We start from the raw sequence: 20,510 nt of genomic DNA, 5'->3' as shown, positions 1-20,510 counted from the left end.
CCATAACGGGTCGCCGGTGTAGAGGTCTGGCCCGGTTGAAGCATATTTGATGGTGAGGATGTCATTGGTGTTGAAGCCTTGGCCGGCATCGGCAGAGGAAAAACCAGAGACAATGACGTCATCATTTAAGTCTACCGTCAGGCAGATGCCCATGTCGCCCTGTCCGTCTGCGCCGTCGTAGTCGTCTATCCAGTACGGGGTCGCCGCGTTGGTTCGGTCGAGTTTGACAGTGTAATAATCGTATTGGGAGGTGGCTGTGGCGCTCACGCCGGTTGCCACGGGATTGTTGTCGCTACTCATGGCAATGGCGTTGGCCATGTCGTCAAGCCCTTCTCCGTTATAGATGTAAAGCCAGGTCGGGGCCGGGTAGTTGATTAATGTGGTTAATGCAGCAACTGGGGTTGAGGGTAGGGAGTAGCCTTTGGTCGCGCTCTTGGCTGAGACGCGGTAGGAGTACCAGCTATCATGGGTGACACTGCTGTCGGTGTAGCTTAGCTGGTTTTGGGGCACCAAACAGGTGATTTCGGTAAAATTGCTGCAGGCAAAGCCCTGGCAGCGCTCAACACAGAAAAAATCTTCGTTGTTAGGGGCGCTGGAGTTGTCCTGCCAGGTGAGGTCGATCCTGGTTTGGCTGACCACCGTGGTTGTGAGGCTGGTTGGTGAGTTCAAGAGATCGGCATTGTACTTTACGGCGAAAAAATCCAGATCATCGATGGCCTGTTGGGACCAACCGCCGACATAGACATTGCCATCAGCGGTGACGGCCAGGGCCACAGCCACTCCAACCGGTTGCTCATTGCCTCCAATCGGAGGACCGTCCTGTGCTTGCTGCCAGATCAGATTGCCATTGGTTTTGTTGTATTTTAATGTTTGGAAGTCATCATCATCCGTTGCCGCTTTATGCGTGTATCCACTGATGTAGAGTCCACCACTATGGTCAATGGCTAAGGCTTGGGGGATGTCGGCATTGTCGACTCCTGAGTCGAAGATCTTCTCCCAGATTACCGCGCCATTGGTTCCAGCGTACCGTGCGGTGTAAAAATCATCTTTACCACTGATGGTAAAGGTGTTGCCGGCAAGGTAGATTTCGCCGTCGGAGTCGACAACCAGCCCTTTGGGGATATTGGGGCTGCCACCGCTGTATGTTCTGCTCCAGAGTTGTTGGCCATTGGCTGCCGCGTATTTGAGAGTTAGGATGTCGTGACGGCTGCCGGTCAGAACTTCACCGCTGACGATGACGTTGCCTTCCTGGTCCATCCCAGAATAGTAGGCTAGGTCATTGCCCGTGCCGTTGTCATAGGTCTTCTGCCAGACTATAGCGCCGCTATAGTCAAACTTGATGGTTAGGAAATCAAAATCAAGGCGACTGCCGCTGTGCATGACCGCCGTGTACCCAGCAACCGTAATTCCATCCACCCCAACGCTGATGTTGTAGAAACGATCATCATTACTGGCGACACCGTTGAAATGAGCCTGCCAAATTGGTGTTCCGTCCGGGTTTGGTCCGGCTGGGCTCAGCTTGAGGAGGAGTCCGTCATCGCCGGTAGCGCCACCGTTTTGAGAGTAACCGGTTACATAAATGTTGTTCAGCGAGTCGATGGCCAGGCCCTTTGGCATGTCATTACCATTGGCGGTACCGTTGAAGATGTAAGGGGTAGCCCACTTCTGGGCCCCAGTTGCACCATCATACTTGATGACAGCGATATCGGTGTTCACGCCATTGGCGAGAAAACCTGTAATCACTACGTCATCATTGCCGTCCACGGCTACGGCTACGGTCCAGTCATCGCCTTGGGAGTGGGAGTGTCTGGTTGCCCAGAGGACGCTCTGGCCATTGCTGCTGAGCTTGATGGTATAAAAATCATCATCAGTGCCGGTATTGGTATAGCCGGTGATAATCAGGTTGCCTTGAGAGTCCACAGCACTGGCTTTGGCCTCCTGTATCCCGACCTGGATGTGCTGGAATTGCCAGACGAAGATGTCGGCAGCAAGTGACGAAGAGATACTGCCAAGGAGCGCCAGCGCTACCCAAAACGCTGTGATTGTAACTTTCCATAGAGTTGTTCGCATAGCCGCGATCCCCATTATTGCCTGTGCCGAGTTATTGTAAACCTGTTGGTTGTTGTGGGCGCCGATTGTCATCTTATTGCCCTCCTGTCCACGGGGTTACGGTGTTCCAGCCCTGATTGTTGGGCCAGTTTGTCGATCCGTTGGCGGTTGGGGCGCCGTGACAGATGCCAGTGCTGTACTGGGAAAAGTAGCCGTTGTCCCACCAACCATTGGGGAATCTTCCAAATTTGTTTGCATAGGAGCGCCCGGTGACAACAGGTGTGCCGCCTGAAACCTGCCTGCCTCGGTGAGGGTAGTTCAGGCAATTAGTCTGCATCAGGCGCGGTAGGCCCGATGCGTGGGGTTTGTGGCATTTGGAGCATGTATAGGAGTGTTCCCGTGGAGTTTCGCCATCAACCCAGCCCCAGCCTTTTACTGAACGATGGATGCGCTCAGATGTTGCCCAAGTGGTAGCGGTAGTTGGTTTTGAACTGGCCTCACTGGTCAGGGCCGTTTTTGGGTGACAGCGAATGCAGAGACCGGCGAAGGTGTCGGCCTCCTCGTTGATCCGATTAAAGGGGCCAGGTTGATTGGCTTGGAGGCTCAAATCTACCATGTTAAATGTGTTACGATCCGATCGCCAACTACCGGCCGGCTTGGGGTCAGCTTTTTGCGGGTAAGGCCGGACATAGCCACCTGACCAGGCGTTGAAGCGATTATAGAAATTGCCAGTGCCGCCGTAGCCATCGTTCATCAGGGGGGGGCCGTCTTCTTTGTAGGGAGAGCTGAGCCAGGTACCTTTGAGTATTGGCAGGGCATAGGCCTGCTTGGTTCCGAGTGAAGGGCTTATTCCATGGGGATCATGGCAGGGGGTGCATAGTCCATCGATGGACCCCATGGCGTTGATGTTTGAGGACCCGCTCACATTGTAATTGGGAGAAGCCGGGTTCTTATGAGAGGCCTTAAAGTGGCCGCCGAGGGTTTGTTTCCCTGCTCGGTATGATGAAAACTGACTTCCGCCGGAATATGAACCTGAGAAACGCAGGTTGTCTCGGTATCCTATAACCGGAGCGGTGGCGCCAAAAGTTTGGCTGTATCCCCATGGCGATTTTGAGGTCGGACTGAGTTGGGTGTTGCTGCTGGCTGTTTCATGGCAGTCAAAACACTGGCCAGCACCGGCCTGATAGGGGTTGACTGAGTTGGGGTTGGGATTGGCCGTGGCCTTATAGCTCATGGGGTACCCGCCTTTTCCTGCTTGGGTTTCCTTGAGGTTAGCGCCGTTCTTGGTGCCATTGAAGGTGGTGTAGCTCGAAGTCGTGCCGGTCACCATTGACCCATGGGAAGAGTGGCAGTCAAAACATTGGATATTATAGACGCCTGCCCTGGTGTTAGGGGTGGTGCCATCGACGCCGGTGACGGGATCAATGCCGCCTTGGTTGGCCACGGCATTACCATGGGCGGAGAAAGCTTTAGTGACGGATTTTTTCGCCGAGTTGACGGTATTATATTTGCCCAGGGTCGCAGTGCCGGTATTTGAATAGCGGGAGTTAATGCTGGTTCGGTCCCAAGCATATTGGCGGGGAGTTTTGCAGTCGCCGTGCTCCGGGTCGACCAGGTTGAAAGGTTGGACGTCGTTGTTCTTGTCCGAATGGCAGCTTAAGCAGTGATCTGTGACCTTGTCGACTTCTCCCCGCTGGCCAGCTAAGGTGTTGCCTGGTTTGGTGGTGTCGATTTTTGAGGCGAGGAAGGACGTTGCGGTGTCATCACCGTTTTGACCATCGTTGTCAAAGAGTGTTGGGCGGAATCCTTCTCCCCAGATGACCAGGTCGACTTCTTTATCTTTTTGCGAAGCGTTGGTCTTGTAATTATATCCAGCGTGGTGTTCGAGATCAATAACGCCCTCTGCCGTTGCTTCCCAGTGACAGGCGTAGCAGTGGCGATTGGTGATTGTGTCACTTTGGACATGGTGGGAGACGGCAGAGAACTGCTTCATGATATTCATCCGGGCGCCGATGGCGTCCTTGTGGCACTTGGTGCAGTCTCGGGCCTGACCGAAAGCGGTGTGGCGTGGCACCGGACGGTTTGGGTGACAGGAGTTGCAGTTCTGTCCTGAGGCGTGGCTGTCAGTGAAGCGGTGTTCATGGCATTCAGTGCAGATCCGCCCTGAGTTGTGGTTGTTTCCTGAGGTTGAGGTGTAGTGCATTTCGGCATTGGTGTGGCAGACGTTGCAAACACCGTCATACTTGCCAGTGGCAGGATTGGGTGCGATGCGGGCGTAATCGAGACCGGTGCTCTTGCGAGTGAAGGAGACTGATTTTCTCTCAATCGGCTTACCGACCACTCCATCGGTGCGGGTTGCCACCATGTCCTGGACCATATAAATGTTATTGTCACCGTGTGGGTCATGGCAGTCCCAGCAGAATTTGCCGCCCTTCCAGACGATGTCCATGATTTTATAAGTGTCGCCGGGTTGCAGTTGTTGGCCGTCCGGGAAGGCCGGGGCAACGGTCAGGGTGGTGTTGCTGTTTCTGACAATGGGGCGAGAGAGGTTGGCGTTGGTCCCGCTGAGGATTGTTACCCGGCGACCGATAAAGCTATCTTGAGTCCATGATTTGGAGTTGTCTATCACCTCATGGGTGGAGAAGGAGGCATCACTGACTGAACCTGCGTCAAGCTGACTGCCTAAGCTATTTTGGTAGGATTGATAGTGCTTGTAGCCAAAGTGGAAGGACGATGCCTTAGCTTTCTGCGGCGCGATTATCCCGCCTGTTTTTCCTGTAAGTGTTGGGTCAGTGCTCGCAGGGTCGAAGCCCAAGACATACTGAGGGCCGGTATGGCATGTTTCGCACTGTCCACCCTTGTCGTCATCGTGGCAGATCAGGCAGACCCCCATTCGAACATAGGAGTTTTTGACGTCTTCCTTTCTTTCCTCTGTCCAGAGACCGGCATCGGTCTTGTGGCGGGTAGCGTCATCGACATGGCAGGTGGAGGCCGAGCAGCCGCCGGTGGTAAATCCACTATGGTCTGGCCGGGAGATGGTGTAGGGCTGATTGATCACTTCAATCTGGGCTGGGATCGCTGATAGTTGTGGGGCCAAGGTCTCTGTCGAGTTGTGACACTCCAGGCACTCACTGTCTTGACCCTGCATGTGACAGAAGACACACTCCTTTTCGAACCGAGCCTTGAAGTGTTCATGTTGGATCAGTCGGAACGGACGCTCTTCGTTTTGATGGAGTACCTCGGAGTCGTGACAGTACCAGCAGCCGTTATTTGGGAAGTTAGCCGGTGGGTTTCCAGAAGGATAGCGGTTGGTGTTTAATTCTGGTTTTCCTGTGCCAGGATCAATCACACCGGGACGTCCATGGCCGCTGGTGGCCCATTGACTGAGGTTGATCTTGGCCTGTGAGCCGTTGAATTTGCCGAAGTCATCCTGGTCGGCGCTAGTTGTGCCATGGCAGTCTCGACATACTACCGCATCATGGACCGAACCACCCCATTGGGGGTTGGCTCCGGTATGACAGGCGGTGTTGCTACAGGTCTTGGTGGCGGTGTCGTAGATGCCACCATTTTTAAAGATGACGTTTTTTATCCGATTGACATGTCTGGCTGGGTTGATGTGCTGATCTTCGGTCATGCCGCCGGGAGGGATCGTCGTGCCATGGCATGTGAGACACCCGCCTGCACTGATGGTTCCGGCGTGGCAGTCATCGCAGGAAAAGCCGGTGAACATATGGCGATAATGAGAGTTTGCCTTGTCGGTCAGGGGGCCGCTATTGGCATACATGGGCATGGCGGAGAGCCACTTTTTCTCAGGGAACTGCTGCCAATAGCTGCCATCTCTGCCATCAGAGTGGCAGCCTGACGTGCTACAGCTCTGTGCCGGGCTGTGTCCATGGCAGGCGTTGCACTCCTGGGTCCCACCGGTCCAGGCATAATCACGCATTTCCGGGTTTAAGGTTGTGCCATCGCTGTGACAATAGACGTTGCGGCAGACTGTGGTTTCGGAAAGGTATTGTGGCTGGGGCATGCCGACGATGGCCCACTGTGAATCCATCTTAACATCAATGGTGTGATTGAGGTGGGGAACTTTTAATGTGCCAGCCGCATCAACAGTATCGGTGTGGCGGTAATAGCAGGGGTATTTGCGAATCCATTTGGAGCTGGCCAGGCGAGAGTGGCCGTTGGTCTGAATTCCTACCGCCTTCTCATGAAAATTGCTCTGTGATCCTGGCCCAGAGCCGTCATGACAGAGTCTGCAGTTGGTGTCTTCCGCTTGGTGTGAATAGTTAATGGTGTTGATGGCATCCATGATGGTTATGCGACCATCATGGCAGGTGTCACAGCTGGTGTCGGTACCTTGGTGAGTATATTGGGCAGTGTCGGTGGCATCTGCAAGGACCTGGCGACCTTTATGACAGGAGTTGCAATTCAGTGAATAATTGGGGTCCAGGTCGTTCCAATGCTGGCGGTAGGTGGGGTCGTTTGGAGGGCCGCCGCGGCCATCGTGATGGCAAGTGTTACAACCAATGGCGGTAAGTGGATCCATGACGCCGCCGCCTGGAAGGTGGCAGACAGTGCAGGCAAGACCCATAGCTAGATGGTCTGGGTGTTTGCCGGAGTCGCTGCCTGGGGCAAACCCCCGACCGTGCTTGTGGCAATAGGTGCAGCGACTGGCAGCGCCGGCGGCGCCTTTGTCGTCCATTTTATTCTGGTGATCGGTGATAGCGTTAAGATCGTCATGGAGAAAGTGATCGGTCTGGGTGTGGCAAACTTGGCAGAGTCCATCATTTTCAGTGGGACCGATAAAGCCGCCATTGGGGTTGAAGAACTTAACGGTATGACGGCCTGTAGGACCCTCAACGTCGCTACGGATCAATTGACCGTAAATTACCCCAAAAGTAACGCCGGTGTTGAAGTCGTTTGGAATTTTACCATTGACTGTAATGGCGCTTTGGCCATCGTCGACAGCAGTGATCTCGAAGGTGGATGATGGGTTGCTTGCGGGCATGGCCAGGATTAAGCCGCGACCGTTGGTGCCGTTTTTCTTGGCCCATGGCGTGGTGGCATTGTCCCAGTAAGTTTTAGCGGTAAGATCGGAAAAATTGAAGGTGGTGGAGAAGGGAGAGACACGGGTGCCATCGCCTGAGACCGAGATGGATGATGGAGTTAAGGTGCCTGAGATAAGATAAATTTCAGAGTCAGGGACAGTGCCCTGCCAATCGAGTTGGGCTTGAAAATGGGGGTCGTGGCAATCGGTACAGGATCGAGACCAGTCGCCAAGATCTTCCCTGTGCAGGCTACCCATAGCCAGGCTTGAGTGGGCTACCCCAAGAATCTCCGGGCCACTTGATCCATGGCAATTGAGGCAGATGGTGTTGACTTGTTGAGCCCTCAGGATAGGATCGTTTTGCGCCGGGGAGAATTGCCACCATAGCGAATAATTATGGCATCCGGAGCAGCCCATATTATTCGAGTCGTTGTGCGGGGCATCAATTACCGCCGCCGAAGCGATACTTGCTAGCAGGACAAAGGCCAGGCAAAGGATGAGTTTTTTCATGGCAGCTCTCTAGTATGTTTATCGGGGAATGCCGATGCTAATAATTATTGAGTCTAGCAGATTCAATTTTCAAATTGGGGGTTTTTTCGTTTTGTATTTTTTTTTCTGGGAGGTCGGCTGGCAATCCAAGATCATTTGAGGTATTGGATTGAGTTTCGATCCCGTTTTCTGGCAAACTGGCGTGGAGTTGGGAGGAGGATCAGAAGTACTATGGTTCTTGTTGCAATGGATGGGCCAAAAGGATAATGATAGGCTGATTATAATCTACCATTAATTGGTCATGACCAATCATCAGTGTCTCGGCCGGGACATTTTTTATTCAGGGCGGGGGTGGAAGAGGGGAGCAGCGATGACCGAGAAGAATCATTGGGTGATATCACTCACGGAGCAGAGATATCACCCAATGATTTATTGTGTAAGCTCTGAATAACACCTCAATTCTAATAAAAAATGGCGCCTACTCAGATTGTTGGTTGTGAATCGCTGGGTAATTGATGCTCCTTGGGGGCTGAGTAGTTATCATTTTTATTAGTATTGGAAATTTTGTTGGGATGAGAGCATAAGTATGGTAATGGACGTGGTGGAGTAAAAAGGATGAGTAGCCGGTTTTTTGCCGGCTTGGGCTTTGTAGGTCTGCCGCGTCGTTTGGCGTTGAGGATCTAAGCAGACGAAGGATATTATATAATGAATGTAAAAATTACCCCGGCGCACTCTGAGGAGTTGAAGATTAAGCCAAATGAAACGTCATTGGGCTTTGGAAGATATTTTACTGATCACATGTTCACGATGCGCTATCGTGAGGGCGTGGGTTGGTACGATATGGAGATCAGGAAATATGAGGATTTTACCTTGTCTCCGTCAGCCATGGGGCTTCATTACGGTCAATCTATTTTCGAGGGAATGAAGGCCTATCGAGGCAGGAAGGATCGGATTTTCTTATTTCGACCACAGGATAATTTGCGGAGGATGAATGTCTCGGCCTCCCGGATGTGTATGCCTGAAATTGATACGGACCAGGTGCTTGCCGCCATGAAGGAGCTTATTCGTTTGGATCAGGACTGGGTGCCACGGTTACCGGGTTCGACTCTTTATGTTAGGCCAACGATGATCGCCACCGAGGCCGCGTTAGGAGTTCGGCCATCAAGGGAGTATCTCTTTTTCATTATCTTGAGTCCGGTGGGCGCCTATTATCCAGAAGGGTTCAATCCTGTAAAGATTTATGTTTCTGATACCTATGTTCGAGCGGTTCGTGGGGGAGTCGGAGCCGTTAAGACAGCGGGGAATTATGCGGCTAGCATTAAGGCGGCCATGGAAGCTCAGGCACTGGGCTATACTCAGGTCCTCTGGCTTGATGCCGTTGAGCGTCGCTATGTTGAAGAAGTTGGCACAATGAATATTTTCTTTAAAATTAACGGCCAGTTGATTACTCCTCCACTTTCCGGAAGCATATTGCCTGGAATTACCAGGGATTCAGTTCTTCAGCTTGCCAAGGATTGGGGGCTCAATGTCCTTGAGCGGCAGATTTCTATTGATGAGGTGGTTGCTGCCAATGACGCAGGGGAATTGGAGGAGGTGTTTGGCACAGGGACTGCTGCTGTGATTTCCCCAGTGGGGTCTCTTTATTATCGAGGACAGACAATTTCTTTGAATCAAGGACAAACTGGTGAGTTGTCCCAAAAAATGTTCGATTCCCTGCAAGGAATCCAATACGGTCACTGTCCGGATTCTCATGGTTGGGTTGTCCCCCTTGCTTAGGTAGTATTTCCGGTTAACGGTAATCAGTTACCGGTTTACGGTTAAAGGAATCATGGTTAGTCATGATTCCGTCTGTGATTAGCCATTGGTAGTATTCCACACAGTAATCTGTCAACCGTGAATCCGATAACCTGAGCAGTTTCGAATTCAGATTTATTGTAGGTAGGGCAACCATTTTTGTGCTGATGACGGATTAAGACCACGACAGTTGCCTTGTCGCCTCCATCTCACTAATCAACAAGCTTCTTGACTTGTTTGATCTCCAGAGCACAGCTTATTCGTGCCTCCTCTTTCTTGCCGAGTGATAAAAAATCGTCAACAACGTCGTGACTAAAGCGGGAAGGACGGAGGTCTGTTTTCTGCTGCTGGTCTCTTTGTGATCGTAGGAAAAAAATTGACCTGCCCTTGATTTTGAAAAATTCGTCCATATAATTACGCAATCCTAAGGACACGAGGGGTGCGATCCAGCTTCAGCGAGGGTGCGCGCGGCTCTGTTGACCGCTGGACTTGTCTTGGTAACCACATAATATATTTTAATTTAAGAAACAAACTGGAGGTAGTGTATGAAGATTCGTCCGTTGAATGACCGTATTCTGGTAAAAAGACTGGAGCAGGAAAGTAAAACCGCAGGTGGTCTGTTCATCCCCGATAGCGCCAAGGAGAAACCGGCCGAGGGCAAGATCGTTGCTGTTGGCAATGGCAAAATGAATGACGCCGGTCAGCGGGTCGCTCTTGAAGTTAAGGCCGGAGACCGTGTTCTGTTCAGCAAGTATGGCGGCACAGAAGTCAAGCTTGACGGAGAAGATTTCCTCATTATGCGTGAAGACGACATCTTGGGTATTGTAGAGTAATATTCGACAGCGTTTTTCAATTATTAAAAAATATATATATCAATGAATCTGTAAGGAGATCGCAAGATGGGAGCAAAAGAAATTAAGTACAGTGTAAAGGCACGTGAATCTCTGCTGGCCGGCGTTAATGCCTTGGCCGATGCAGTTAAGGTTACTCTTGGGCCGAAAGGCCGCAATGTCTTGTTGGAAAAATCCTATGGCGCGCCGACCATGACCAAAGACGGCGTCAGCGTTGCCAAAGAGATTGAGCTTGCTGATAAGTTTGAGAATATGGGCGCGCAGATGGTCCGTGAGGTTGCCTCTAAGACTAGTGATGTGGCCGGTGACGGTACCACTACTGCTACTCTTTTGGCCCAGGCCATCTTCCGTGAAGGTGCTAAGCTTGTTGCCGCTGGTAACAATCCGATGGAGATCAAGCGCGGTATCGATAAGAGTGTCGCGTGCGTGGTCGACGAATTGGCAAAAATTTCCAATCCGACCAAAGAGCAGAAAGAGATCGCTCAGGTTGGTACGATTTCCGCTAATAACGACGAGACCATCGGTAAGATCATTGCCGAGGCCATGGATAAGGTTGGCAAGGAAGGCGTAATTACTGTCGAAGAGGCTAAGAGCATGGAGACCACCCTTGACGTGGTGGAAGGCATGCAGTTTGATCGTGGCTATCTCTCTCCCTATTTTGTTACTGATCCCGAGAAGATGGCGGTCAATTTGGATGAGCCTCTGATCCTGATCAATGAGAAGAAGATCAGCAACATGAAGGACCTTCTGCCGATTCTGGAGCAGGTTGCCAAGTTAGGTAAGCCCCTTTGTATCATTGCTGAAGATGTTGACGGTGAAGCACTTGCTACCTTGGTAGTCAATAAACTTCGTGGCACTTTGAACATCGCTGCTGTCAAGGCTCCTGGTTTTGGTGATCGCAGAAAAGCGATGCTTGAAGATATCGCCACTCTGACCGGTGGACAGGTAATCACCGAGGATTTAGGCATTAAGCTTGAAAATGTTACCTTGAATGATCTGGGCAAGGCCAAGAGAATCGTGATCGATAAGGATAATACTACCATCGTTGATGGTGCTGGTGATAAGGCAAGTCTTGCTGCCCGGGTCAAGCAGATCCGGAGCCAGGTTGATGCTTCTACCTCTGATTATGATCGTGAGAAGCTGCAAGAGCGTTTGGCCAAGTTGATCGGCGGCGTAGCGGTGATCAATGTCGGTGCTGCTACTGAAGTAGAGATGAAGGTGAAGAAGGCTCGCGTTGAGGATGCATTGAATGCGACTCGTGCAGCGGTGGAAGAGGGTATCGTTCCTGGCGGCGGCGTGGCGTACTTGCGTTGCCTCAAGGCCCTCGAAGCGTTGGAGATGTCTCATGACCAGTCTTTTGGCAAGAAGATCATTCTTCGCGCTTTGGAAGAGCCCATACGTCAGATTGCTTGCAACTCAGGCTGCGAGGGTTCAGTGGTAGTGGAAAAGGTTAAGAATATGGAAGGCGGCATGGGCTTTAACGCCTATACTGAGGTTTATGAGAATCTGCTTGAGGCTGGTGTCATCGATCCGACCAAGGTTACGCGGACAGCTCTGCAGAATGCTGCCAGTATTGCAGGTATGATGTTGACCACCGAGTGCGCGATTGCTGAGAAGCCATCCGATGATAAGGGTATGGGCGGCATGCCTCCAGGCGGTATGGGCGGCATGGGTGGAATGGGTGGAATGGGCGGCATGATGTAATCATCCCTCAACGTACCATAGTTACGAAATAATAAAGGCGGGGTCTTCTGCGGAAGACCCCGCCTTTATTATTTCAGAGGTCGTGCTGTGGGTAAAGATACGATGATTCATTGCGAGGCGAACGCTCTCTCTGCAATGCCAGGTACTGGGGGGAAATTAGCTGTTTCTGGTAAAAATACCCATTAGTGGGGGGTATCCCCCTCTCTTGTGCAGAGAGATTTAAGGGAGTCATTCTCTTTTTAGTATTGATATTACAGTGAAATGTCGAAATAATTGGTCTTTGGCACAGTGGTTGCTTTTATAAGAAAACAAATTGCACAGAATCCTCCTTTCTGTCTCTTTTACTCTCCTCCTTGGAAAGGCGGTGTCGGCATTGTGTCGACACTGCCTTTTTTTTTGTCTCTTTTGGCAGAGAGAACTCTAAGGTTTATGCCTTTTGTTTATCTTACATCGATGAGCGAGGAACATCTTCGATAGCTTTCTTCCTGGCATCGATACCCACATTTCATCATTTTAAGCTGAATCAAGAGTTGACAATCTCGAAAAAAGTCCGGGGATGGCTAAGCAAAAGGTGCGATATACAGGTAAGCGATCGAAGAGAGACTCCGAGGCGCGGGGTGTGTTTTGTGAGTGAGGCCATATATATGGTATGCCGAACGAGAAAAACCGCCACGCAACGCAGTAGATCGGACTTTTTTCGACGCCATCAAGAGTTATTGCTATTTTAGCAATTCATGTATCAAAGCATGTGTCTCTTCTTTCGTGGCATAATCATCCGCGGTCTTGCCTGATATGTCAGTAATATTGACATTAGCGCCGTGCTTAAGCAGCATTTTTACAATCTCGCTATGTCCTTCCTTGGTAGCCTCCATGAGCGGTGTGTAGCCTTTAGTTGTTTGTGCATCGGTCTCTGCGTTGTTGCTCAGTAAGGTTCCAACAACTTCCGAATGTCCATGTGCTGACGCATGCAGTAAAGCTGTACAGCCCATAGTTGTCTGGACATTGACGTCCGCACCTGCTCGCAGCAAGATATCTACAACTTCTGATTGGCCGTACCGGGCAGCTATTATCATGGCCGTGCGGCCTAAGGTATCTGTCTTTGCATTAACATCAGCCCCTTTATCCAGTAACTCCTTTACAAGTTCCGCGTTACCTTCGCCTGCGGCAACCATTAAAGGCGTTTTTTCAAATTCATTTTTAGCTTCAATGTCGGATGCTCCATTTTCTGCGGCAGTAGATTTAATTAGACCATCGATCTCCATGTGTTCTCGAGGAGTATCTTTGTTAATCTGATCATGAGCGCCGATGTTAATCGTGCCAGTTTCAGTGGTTTTGGTACTCTCATTGGCTATTTGTTCAGGGGTAGGGGGGGGCTGCTGGTGAATAATCTTTTCTGCAGAGTTCTGAGTCGTATGGATGGCCTCTTTTCCCGGATCGCCCCACCAGCGGGCTAAGGCAACTGCCAATATCACGGTTAATAATAGGGCTAACAATGATTGCGATTTTTTTAACATAGGGTGATAGCAAATTCCTTTCAGCTCAGACTCAAGTGAAGTTAAGAGGTGATAGACTTAGTGGGGCATCAGTTTGTCGGTTTATGCTGTAATGGTAAATATCAACGAGAGATGAGGGATTTAATATCCCCCATCTCTCGTTGATATGGCACTAAGGAGATTTCCTGTAAAGGTGGAAACCGACCTTTTGCTCTTAGGGCGACGGGTTGATGGCGGCAGCCACCAGACCCCATCGTGCCGAAGCGCTCAGAGGGATAGTCGCACTTTCAGATCCGGTTGTGGTGATCTCCTTATTGGCGCCGGTATATTTGTAATTATTGCCGGGGTCGTTGATGTCGAAGTGTGACGAATAGCCCGTTGGAGTAGTGAAACTCACCCCGGAATTGGCAGTAATGGCATAGTGCACATAGCCTCCTTTTGCCACCGAAAGACCGCTGAAGCTTGGGGTGGAGGAACTGCCGCCATTGGCAACTTGGTTGACCACCGAGCTCAGGATCGGAGCTGTCTGGTTTACCCCGGAATAGGTGGCGGCGCTAATTGAATAGTTGGTCGGTGAGCTGTTGTAGGGAAAGGAAACAGCGATGATGTTGCCGACTCTAGCGGCGATATCAGATTCCTTCAAGTATCCAAGCCAAATGTCATTGCGCTGGTTGGCGCTCTTGCTGATCTGGGTGAGGTTTTTGCCCCCATAGGTAACGGTAACACTGCTCGGGATTTTGTTGGAGTTGTATTCGTAGTGTACCGCTACCAGCAATAACCTGTTGGGGCCTGATTTTGCGATAAGGGTTGCCGAGGTGCCAGAGGAGAGGGAATCATACGGATTCAGTCTCTGGACAGAACTCTTCTCCACGGTCACTGTTACTGTAGTGGTGGAGGAGAGTTCTCCGGGATCCTTTGCCGTGTAGGTGAAGGTTTCCGTGCCAATAAAACCGGGGGCCGGAGTGTAGGACAGGCTCGTGGTGTTGTTGGTCACGGTGCCGCCGTTCGATGTGCTACCTACAACGCTTATTATCAGGGTGTCGTTGTTAGGGTCGGTGTCGTTGATAAGCACGTCGAGCATGTTATTGCTGGTGCCAGAGCTTATGGGATAGGTGTCGTTGTTGGCTATGGGCGCCAGGTTTGAAATTGGGTTTACGTCTGTGGCGTTGGCAACTGCCGGCAGCACGGGCACTAGCTTTGTCGTGGCGCCTGAGCAATTGTTGAAACTGGCGCATGGCGCGGCGATATATTTAAAACTAACCGTAGGGTTCCTCCATTTATTTTGAGAATTTTCATATTCTTCTCTGCCAAAGGAGGCGTCTTCTCTGCCGTGCCAAGAATTCCAGAACAGGTTAAAGGTGCCGACTCCTGGGGCATATTTCATGTTGTCCTGGCGGTTTCTCGAAGCTGGAGTAGTGGGCTTGGCGTGGAACAGGCCTACGCCAACCGCCTTGGTGCCATCGTGGCATGACATACAGATACCGAAATTGTTGATGCTGCCTGCGGTGATGCCGGTGAGGGTGTGCTGCACAGTCCGCGTAGGTGCGGTGCTGTACGGATATGTGCTGCCCATGTTGTAGGAAATTTTGTCAATGTAGATGGTGGAACCGGAAACCCGCACATGACAGGTTCGGCAGGCCATCTGGGTTGGGAACGGAGCTGTACTGCCATTATCGCCAGGGCGCATGGTGGTCCAGCTGCTGCGCGGGTCCGCGTGGCACCAAGTACACTTGCCAGCTACGGCCTTGGCGTTGGTGTGATGGAAAGAGGCGGCATTGGCAGTATGACAGGTCTTGCAGTTGACATCAGTGCCATTTGCGCCCTTGCCGGTAGTGATGGCATTGGCGACCGTGGCCGGATTGAGCTTGGTTCCGGTGTAGCCATGGCAAGTGGTGCAGGCCTTGTGCAGGGTATCGACCGCGGTCGCAGTTTCTGTGTCGTGGCAGTTGGCGCAACCGGTCACTGGTTTGCGGTGGTTATGGTCGGTAGCGCTAACGTGGCCAGGAGTATGACAGGTCTGACAGTTGACATCGGCGCCATTTGCACCCTTGCCGGTGGTGATGGCATTGGCGACCGTGGTCGGATTGAGCTTGGTGCCGGTATAGCCATGGCAGGTGGTGCAGGCCTTGTGCAGGGTGTCGACGGCGGTAGCTGTTCCGATTGCATGACAGGTAGCGCAGCTGGTCACGGATTTACGGTGGTTATGGTCGGTATCGGTATTGTGACCACTCGTATGACAGGTCTGACAGTTGACATCGGCGCCATTTGCGCCCTTGCCGGTGGTGATGGCATTGGCAACCGTGGTGGCATTGAGCTTAGTGCCGGTATATCCATGGCAGGTGGTGCAGGCAGGATGCAGTGCCAGCCGTTGCACGGCTGTGCCGGAGACATGGCAACCGGAACAAGTGGCAGACATGTTGAATTTATCATGCATTGTAGCCACTGTGGTGTTGGTGGTGCCATGGGTCAAGGCGCTGTCGGTCCCACTGCTGTGACACGTGGTACAGGATACATCAGCGCCATTTGCTCCTTTTCCTGTGGAGATGGCATTGACGACCGCCGTTTTAGTGCTGCTATGGCAGCTGGTGCAGGTTTTGTGCAGGGTATCAACCTGGGTTGCTGATCCGGCAGAGTGGCAGGGGCTGCAGCTAGCCGTAATCTTACGATGGTTATGGTCGGTATCGGTGTTATGACCTGCTGTGTGGCAGGTCTGGCAGCTGATGTCGGTACCGTTAGTGCCCTTGCCGGTGTTAATGGCATTGGCAACTGTGGTCGGATTGAGCTTGGCGCCGGTATAGCCGTGACAAGTTCCGCAATCATTTTTGTGCAGGGTGTCGATGGCGGCTTGGGTCGCCACTGAATGGCAGGAGGCGCAGGAAGCTGCCACCAGACGATGATTATGGTCAATTACGGAATTGTGGCCTGCCGTGTGGCAGGTCTGGCAGTTGATGTCGGTACCGTTAGCGCCCTTGCCGGTGTTAATGGCATTGGCAACTGTGGTCGGATTGAGCTTGGTGCCGGTATAGCCATGACAGGTAGTACAGGCTTTGTGGAGCGTGTCAACAGCGGTGGTGGTTGCAACTGCATGGCATGTCGCGCAGGCGTTGACCACCTTGCGATGGTTGTGGGCAAGGTCGCTGTCATGCAGAGCAGGTCCGTGACAGGTGACGCAATCCGCCATGGTGCCCGGATCGGTGAGGCCTGCGGTAATGGCGGCGATAACCTCGGTCCTGCTGCTCAAGTGACATTTGAGGCAGTCGTTCTTGTGAGCCGCCCAGATGTTATTAAAGGTACTTGCCGTGTGGCATCCTGTGCAGGATGTCGCTCCCTTAAGATTGTTGTGGGCAGGATCTTCGTTGGTCGGTGTATGGCAACTCCGACACCCGGCAGGGACAAGATTGTGGATGGCCAGTTTGCTGGTAAAGGCAACATGTCCCGCTGTGTGACAGGTTGTGCAGTTGACATCGGTGCCGTTTGCGCCCTTGCCGGTATTGATGGCATTGGCAACCACGGTTGCATTGAGCTTGGTGCCGGTGTAGCCGTGACAGGTTCCACAATTCTGTTTGTGGACGGTATCGATTTCGGCGTCTGTTGCAACAGGATGACAGACAGTGCAGCTGCTGGTCACTTTGCGATGATTATGGTCGGTGACGGTATTATGACCGGTGGTATGACAGGTCTGACAGTTGACATCGGTGCCGCTCACGCCCTTGCCGGTATTGATGGCATTGGCAACGATAGTGGCATTGAGCTTAGTGCCGGTGTAGCCGTGGCAGGTGCCGCAATCGTTTTTATGCAGGGTGTCAACTGCGGTATGTGTTGCCACCGAATGGCAGGTGCCGCAGGCGGCAACAACTTTGCGATGGTTATGGTCGGCATCGGTATTGTGGCTGGTCGTGTGACATGTCTGGCAGTTGACATCGGTGCCGCTTGCGCCCTTGCCGGTATTGATGGCATTGGCAACGATAGTGGCATTGAGCTTGGTACCGGTGTATCCGTGACAGGTGCCACAATCATTTTTATGTAGGGTATCGATTGCCGCGTCAGTTCCCACGGCATGGCAGGAGGCGCAGCTGCTGGTCACTTTGCGATGGTTGTGGTCAGTGACAGTATTGTGGCTGGAGGTATGGCAGGTCTGGCAGTTCACATCCGTGCCGAGAATTCCCTTCCCTGAGGTAATCGCGTTGGCGACCACCATCGGGTTGAGCTTGGTACCGGCGTAGCCATGGCAGGTGGTGCAGGATTTGTGCAGCGTATCCACAGCATCGGCACTACCCACAGTATGACAGGTAGCGCAGCTGCTGACTTCCTTACGATGGTTGTGGGCGATGGCGCTGTCATGCAGAGTTGGTCCATGACAGGTGGCACAGTCGACCACAGACCCTGGATCAGTTAATCCGGCGCTAATTGCTCCGATGACCTCTGGTCTGCTGCTTAAATGACACTTTAAGCAGTCGTTTTTATGGGTAGCCCAAGTGGCGTTAAAGGAACTCGATGAGTGGCATCCGGCGCAGATCGCAGTAGCTGTCAGGTTATTATGCGCCGGAGAGGTATTTGTCGGAGTATGGCAGCGTCTGCAACCGTCATTGACGAAGTCGTGAATCACTAATTTGTCGGTAAAGACGATATGTCCCGAGGTGTGACAAGTCTGGCAGTTGACATCGACACCGTTAGCGCCCTTGCCGGTGTTGATGGCACTGGCCACGACAGTCGCATTGAGTTTGGTGCCGGTATAGCCATGACAGGTCCCGCAATCCATATTATGCACGGCATCGAATTTGACCGCGGTGTCAACCACGTGGCAGACTGCGCAGCTGGTTACCACCTTCCGGTGGTTGTGATCTGTTTCGGTGTCGTGTCCGGCGGTATGGCAGGTCTGGCAGCTGATATCGACACCGTTTGCACCCTTGCCGGTGTTGATGGCATTGGCGACGACAGTGGCGTTGAGCTTGGTGCCGGTGTAGCCATGGCAGGTTCCACAATCATTTTGGTGCAGGGTATCGATTGCCGCTTGCGTAGCGACTGCATGACATGAGGCGCAGGAGGTAAGGACTATGCGGTGGTTGTGGTCGGTTACAGTATTGTGACCAGCGGTATGACAGGTCTGGCAAGTGACATCGGTGCCATTTGCGCCTTTGCCTGTGCTGATGGCGGTGGCCACTACTGTGGCATTAAGCTTGGTTCCGGTGTAGCCATGGCAGGTCCCGCAACCCTGTTGGTGTAGGGTGTCGATTGCTGTTTGAGTGGTCACAGCATGGCAGGAGGCGCAGGAGGCGAGCGCCTGGCGATGATTATGGTCGGTATCGGTGTTGTGGCTGACGATATGACAGGTTTGGCAGTTAACCTCGGCACCGTTTACGCCCTTGCCGGAAGCAATAGCGTTGGCGACGACAGTGGCATTGAGCTTGGTGCCGGTATAGCCGTGGCAGGTGGTGCAGGCCGGGTGGCGGCTGATCCGTTTTTCTGCGGTGTCGATATCGTGGCATGATGCGCAGCTGGTTGAGGCAACAAACTTATTATGCTGAAATGCAACAGTTGCCGCAGTGGTTCCGTGGGAGAACGCCCCTTCGTTCGTGCCGTTATGACAGGTGAGGCAGGAGCCGCCGGTCTTGGCGCTGATGGTGTTTAATACCACAGGATGGGTGCTTTGATGGCATCCTAGGCAATTTCCCTTGTGGGTGGTGTTAATGATGTTGCTGGTGTTGTGACAGGTAGAACAGATGGCGTCAATCGTCACCTTGGCGTGGGTGGCATTGGGGTGACTAAAGGCGCTGCCATGGCAGGTGAAACAGTCGCCTTTGGCAATAGCAGTGACATTGTTGCGGTTGGTAGCTGAGGCCAATGCTGGAATGGTAGAGTGACAATGATTGCAGTTTCCTTTGTGGATTCCCAAAACTCGGTCAGTAGCGTTATGGCAACCGGTGCATTGGGCCTGGCCGGCGACTAAGAGGTCATGGGGGGGGAATCCGGGTTTGAATCCATCTTGGTGAGGATGACAGGAGGCGCAGTTGGTGTTGTTGTTGTGAGTAGTATTGCCGCCATTGGTGTCCCAGTAGTGAGTCTGGGTGTGGCACACTTGACAGACACCGGTGGGAGGGTTGTTGATAGTATCGGTAAAGCCGCCTTTTGGATCAAGGAACTTAACTTGGCGGGTCCCGCTGCTGGGGGTATCAATACTCTTGCGAATGAATTGGCCATAGAGGAGGCCAAAAGTATTGGCCTCAGTGCAATTTGGCGCTTGGGGGCAGGTTGTGGTGTTGATGTCTCCGGAGTTGATGGCGCCCTTGACCACGATTTGTGTCGGGGAGGCAGAGACCACGGAGAAGGTGTTGAAGGCCTTGGATTTGTTGTGGACCAGAATGAGACCGCGGCCTGGGTTGCCGGCACTCTTGTCGCTCCACAGATTCTCAGGCCAGAGGCTTAGTGTGGGGTTGTTGGTTTTTCCGGTAAAGGAGATTGTGGTTTGGTCGGCAACAGGGGTGTTGACAGCGACACTGGTGATTGTTCCGGTGACCAGGTAGGGGTTGACGTTCTCGTGGGTCCAGGAGATCTGGTTCTGTTCGTGGGGGTTGTGGCAGACGGTACAGCCTTCTTCCCAGAGACCACCATGATATTTGTTCGAGCCTATGACTGCGCCGCTATGGCCCGCTACGGCGGGCGCCGGTCCGCTGCTGTCATGGCAGGCCATGCAGACGGTATTAACGATAGTGTTATAGCTGGGGTTGGTTGACTGGGTTGCTGGAGAGTATTGCCACCACATTGAATAGGTGTGACACGACCCGCAGGAGATCCCGTTTGTTTCGTTGTGTGGTGCGTCGATCACGTATGCTTGGGCCAGTCCCCCTCCTAAGAGGAAAGCCCAAAGGACCAATAAAGCAGCCTTTTTCATCATTTTTCTCCATTTAAGTAGACGTGTCTTATATCTTTCAAGCTCTCTTCTGGGGGATTATTACCCATGTTTGGGTAATAATCCCTTGCGATGGGGGAATTCACCCTCCATCTAAGTCGGTGAAAGTAGACTATAACGAAATCGATTTCAAGGGATAAATTCTATTTTTATGGCAAATGGAGAAAAAAAATATT

8 protein-coding genes are annotated in these 20,510 nt (G+C 52.3%); 3 read left to right on the top strand and 5 right to left on the bottom strand.

Features of this window, described 5'->3' with window-relative positions; genetic code table 11:
- Together FP815_07790 and FP815_07785 are read right to left on the bottom strand one after the other, a co-directional pair.
- Nucleotides 1-2,142, bottom strand: a 2,142-nt coding sequence (locus FP815_07790) for a PQQ-binding-like beta-propeller repeat protein (protein MBA3014843.1), incomplete at its 3' end; no start/stop codon positions are given.
- Nucleotide 2,143: 1 nt separating this feature from the next.
- On the bottom strand, nucleotides 2,144-7,606 hold the full coding sequence (locus FP815_07785) for a CxxxxCH/CxxCH domain-containing protein (protein MBA3014842.1): 5,463 nt from the start codon (nucleotides 7,604-7,606) through the stop codon (nucleotides 2,144-2,146).
- 684 nt (nucleotides 7,607-8,290) lie between these two features.
- Here FP815_07785 and FP815_07780 point away from each other — a divergent pair.
- On the top strand, nucleotides 8,291-9,361 hold the full coding sequence (locus FP815_07780; GenBank protein MBA3014841.1) for a branched-chain amino acid aminotransferase: 1,071 nt from the start codon (nucleotides 8,291-8,293) through the stop codon (nucleotides 9,359-9,361).
- Between the two features lie 230 nt (nucleotides 9,362-9,591).
- Here the strand turns inward: FP815_07780 and FP815_07775 are convergent, their stop codons facing one another.
- Nucleotides 9,592-9,789, bottom strand: coding sequence for a hypothetical protein (locus FP815_07775; GenBank protein ID MBA3014840.1), 198 nt, complete (start codon nucleotides 9,787-9,789; stop codon nucleotides 9,592-9,594).
- 135 nt (nucleotides 9,790-9,924) lie between these two features.
- On the opposite strand from FP815_07775, the gene FP815_07770 reads away from it, so the two are divergent.
- Complete coding sequence (locus tag FP815_07770) at nucleotides 9,925-10,212, top strand: co-chaperone GroES (protein MBA3014839.1); 288 nt, start codon at nucleotides 9,925-9,927, stop codon at nucleotides 10,210-10,212.
- Between the two features lie 66 nt (nucleotides 10,213-10,278).
- A complete protein-coding gene (gene groL, locus FP815_07765) occupies nucleotides 10,279-11,934 on the top strand; it encodes a chaperonin GroEL (GenBank protein MBA3014838.1) in 1,656 nt (551 codons plus the stop codon).
- Nucleotides 11,935-12,653: 719 nt separating this feature from the next.
- On the opposite strand, the gene FP815_07760 is transcribed toward groL, so the two are convergent.
- Together FP815_07760 and FP815_07755 are read right to left on the bottom strand one after the other, a co-directional pair.
- Nucleotides 12,654-13,448: an ankyrin repeat domain-containing protein gene (locus tag FP815_07760; GenBank protein ID MBA3014837.1), complete on the bottom strand. Its 795-nt coding sequence runs from the start codon at nucleotides 13,446-13,448 to the stop codon at nucleotides 12,654-12,656.
- 193 nt (nucleotides 13,449-13,641) lie between these two features.
- A complete protein-coding gene (locus tag FP815_07755; protein MBA3014836.1) occupies nucleotides 13,642-20,319 on the bottom strand; it encodes a hypothetical protein in 6,678 nt (2,225 codons plus the stop codon).
- Between the last annotated feature and the right edge of the window lie 191 nt (nucleotides 20,320-20,510).

Source organism: Desulfobulbaceae bacterium (assembly GCA_013792005.1).
GTDB lineage: Bacteria > Desulfobacterota > Desulfobulbia > Desulfobulbales > VMSU01 > VMSU01.
The sequence above is the reverse complement of the archived record's forward strand: the minus strand, read 5'-3'. Positions and strand labels throughout refer to the sequence as shown.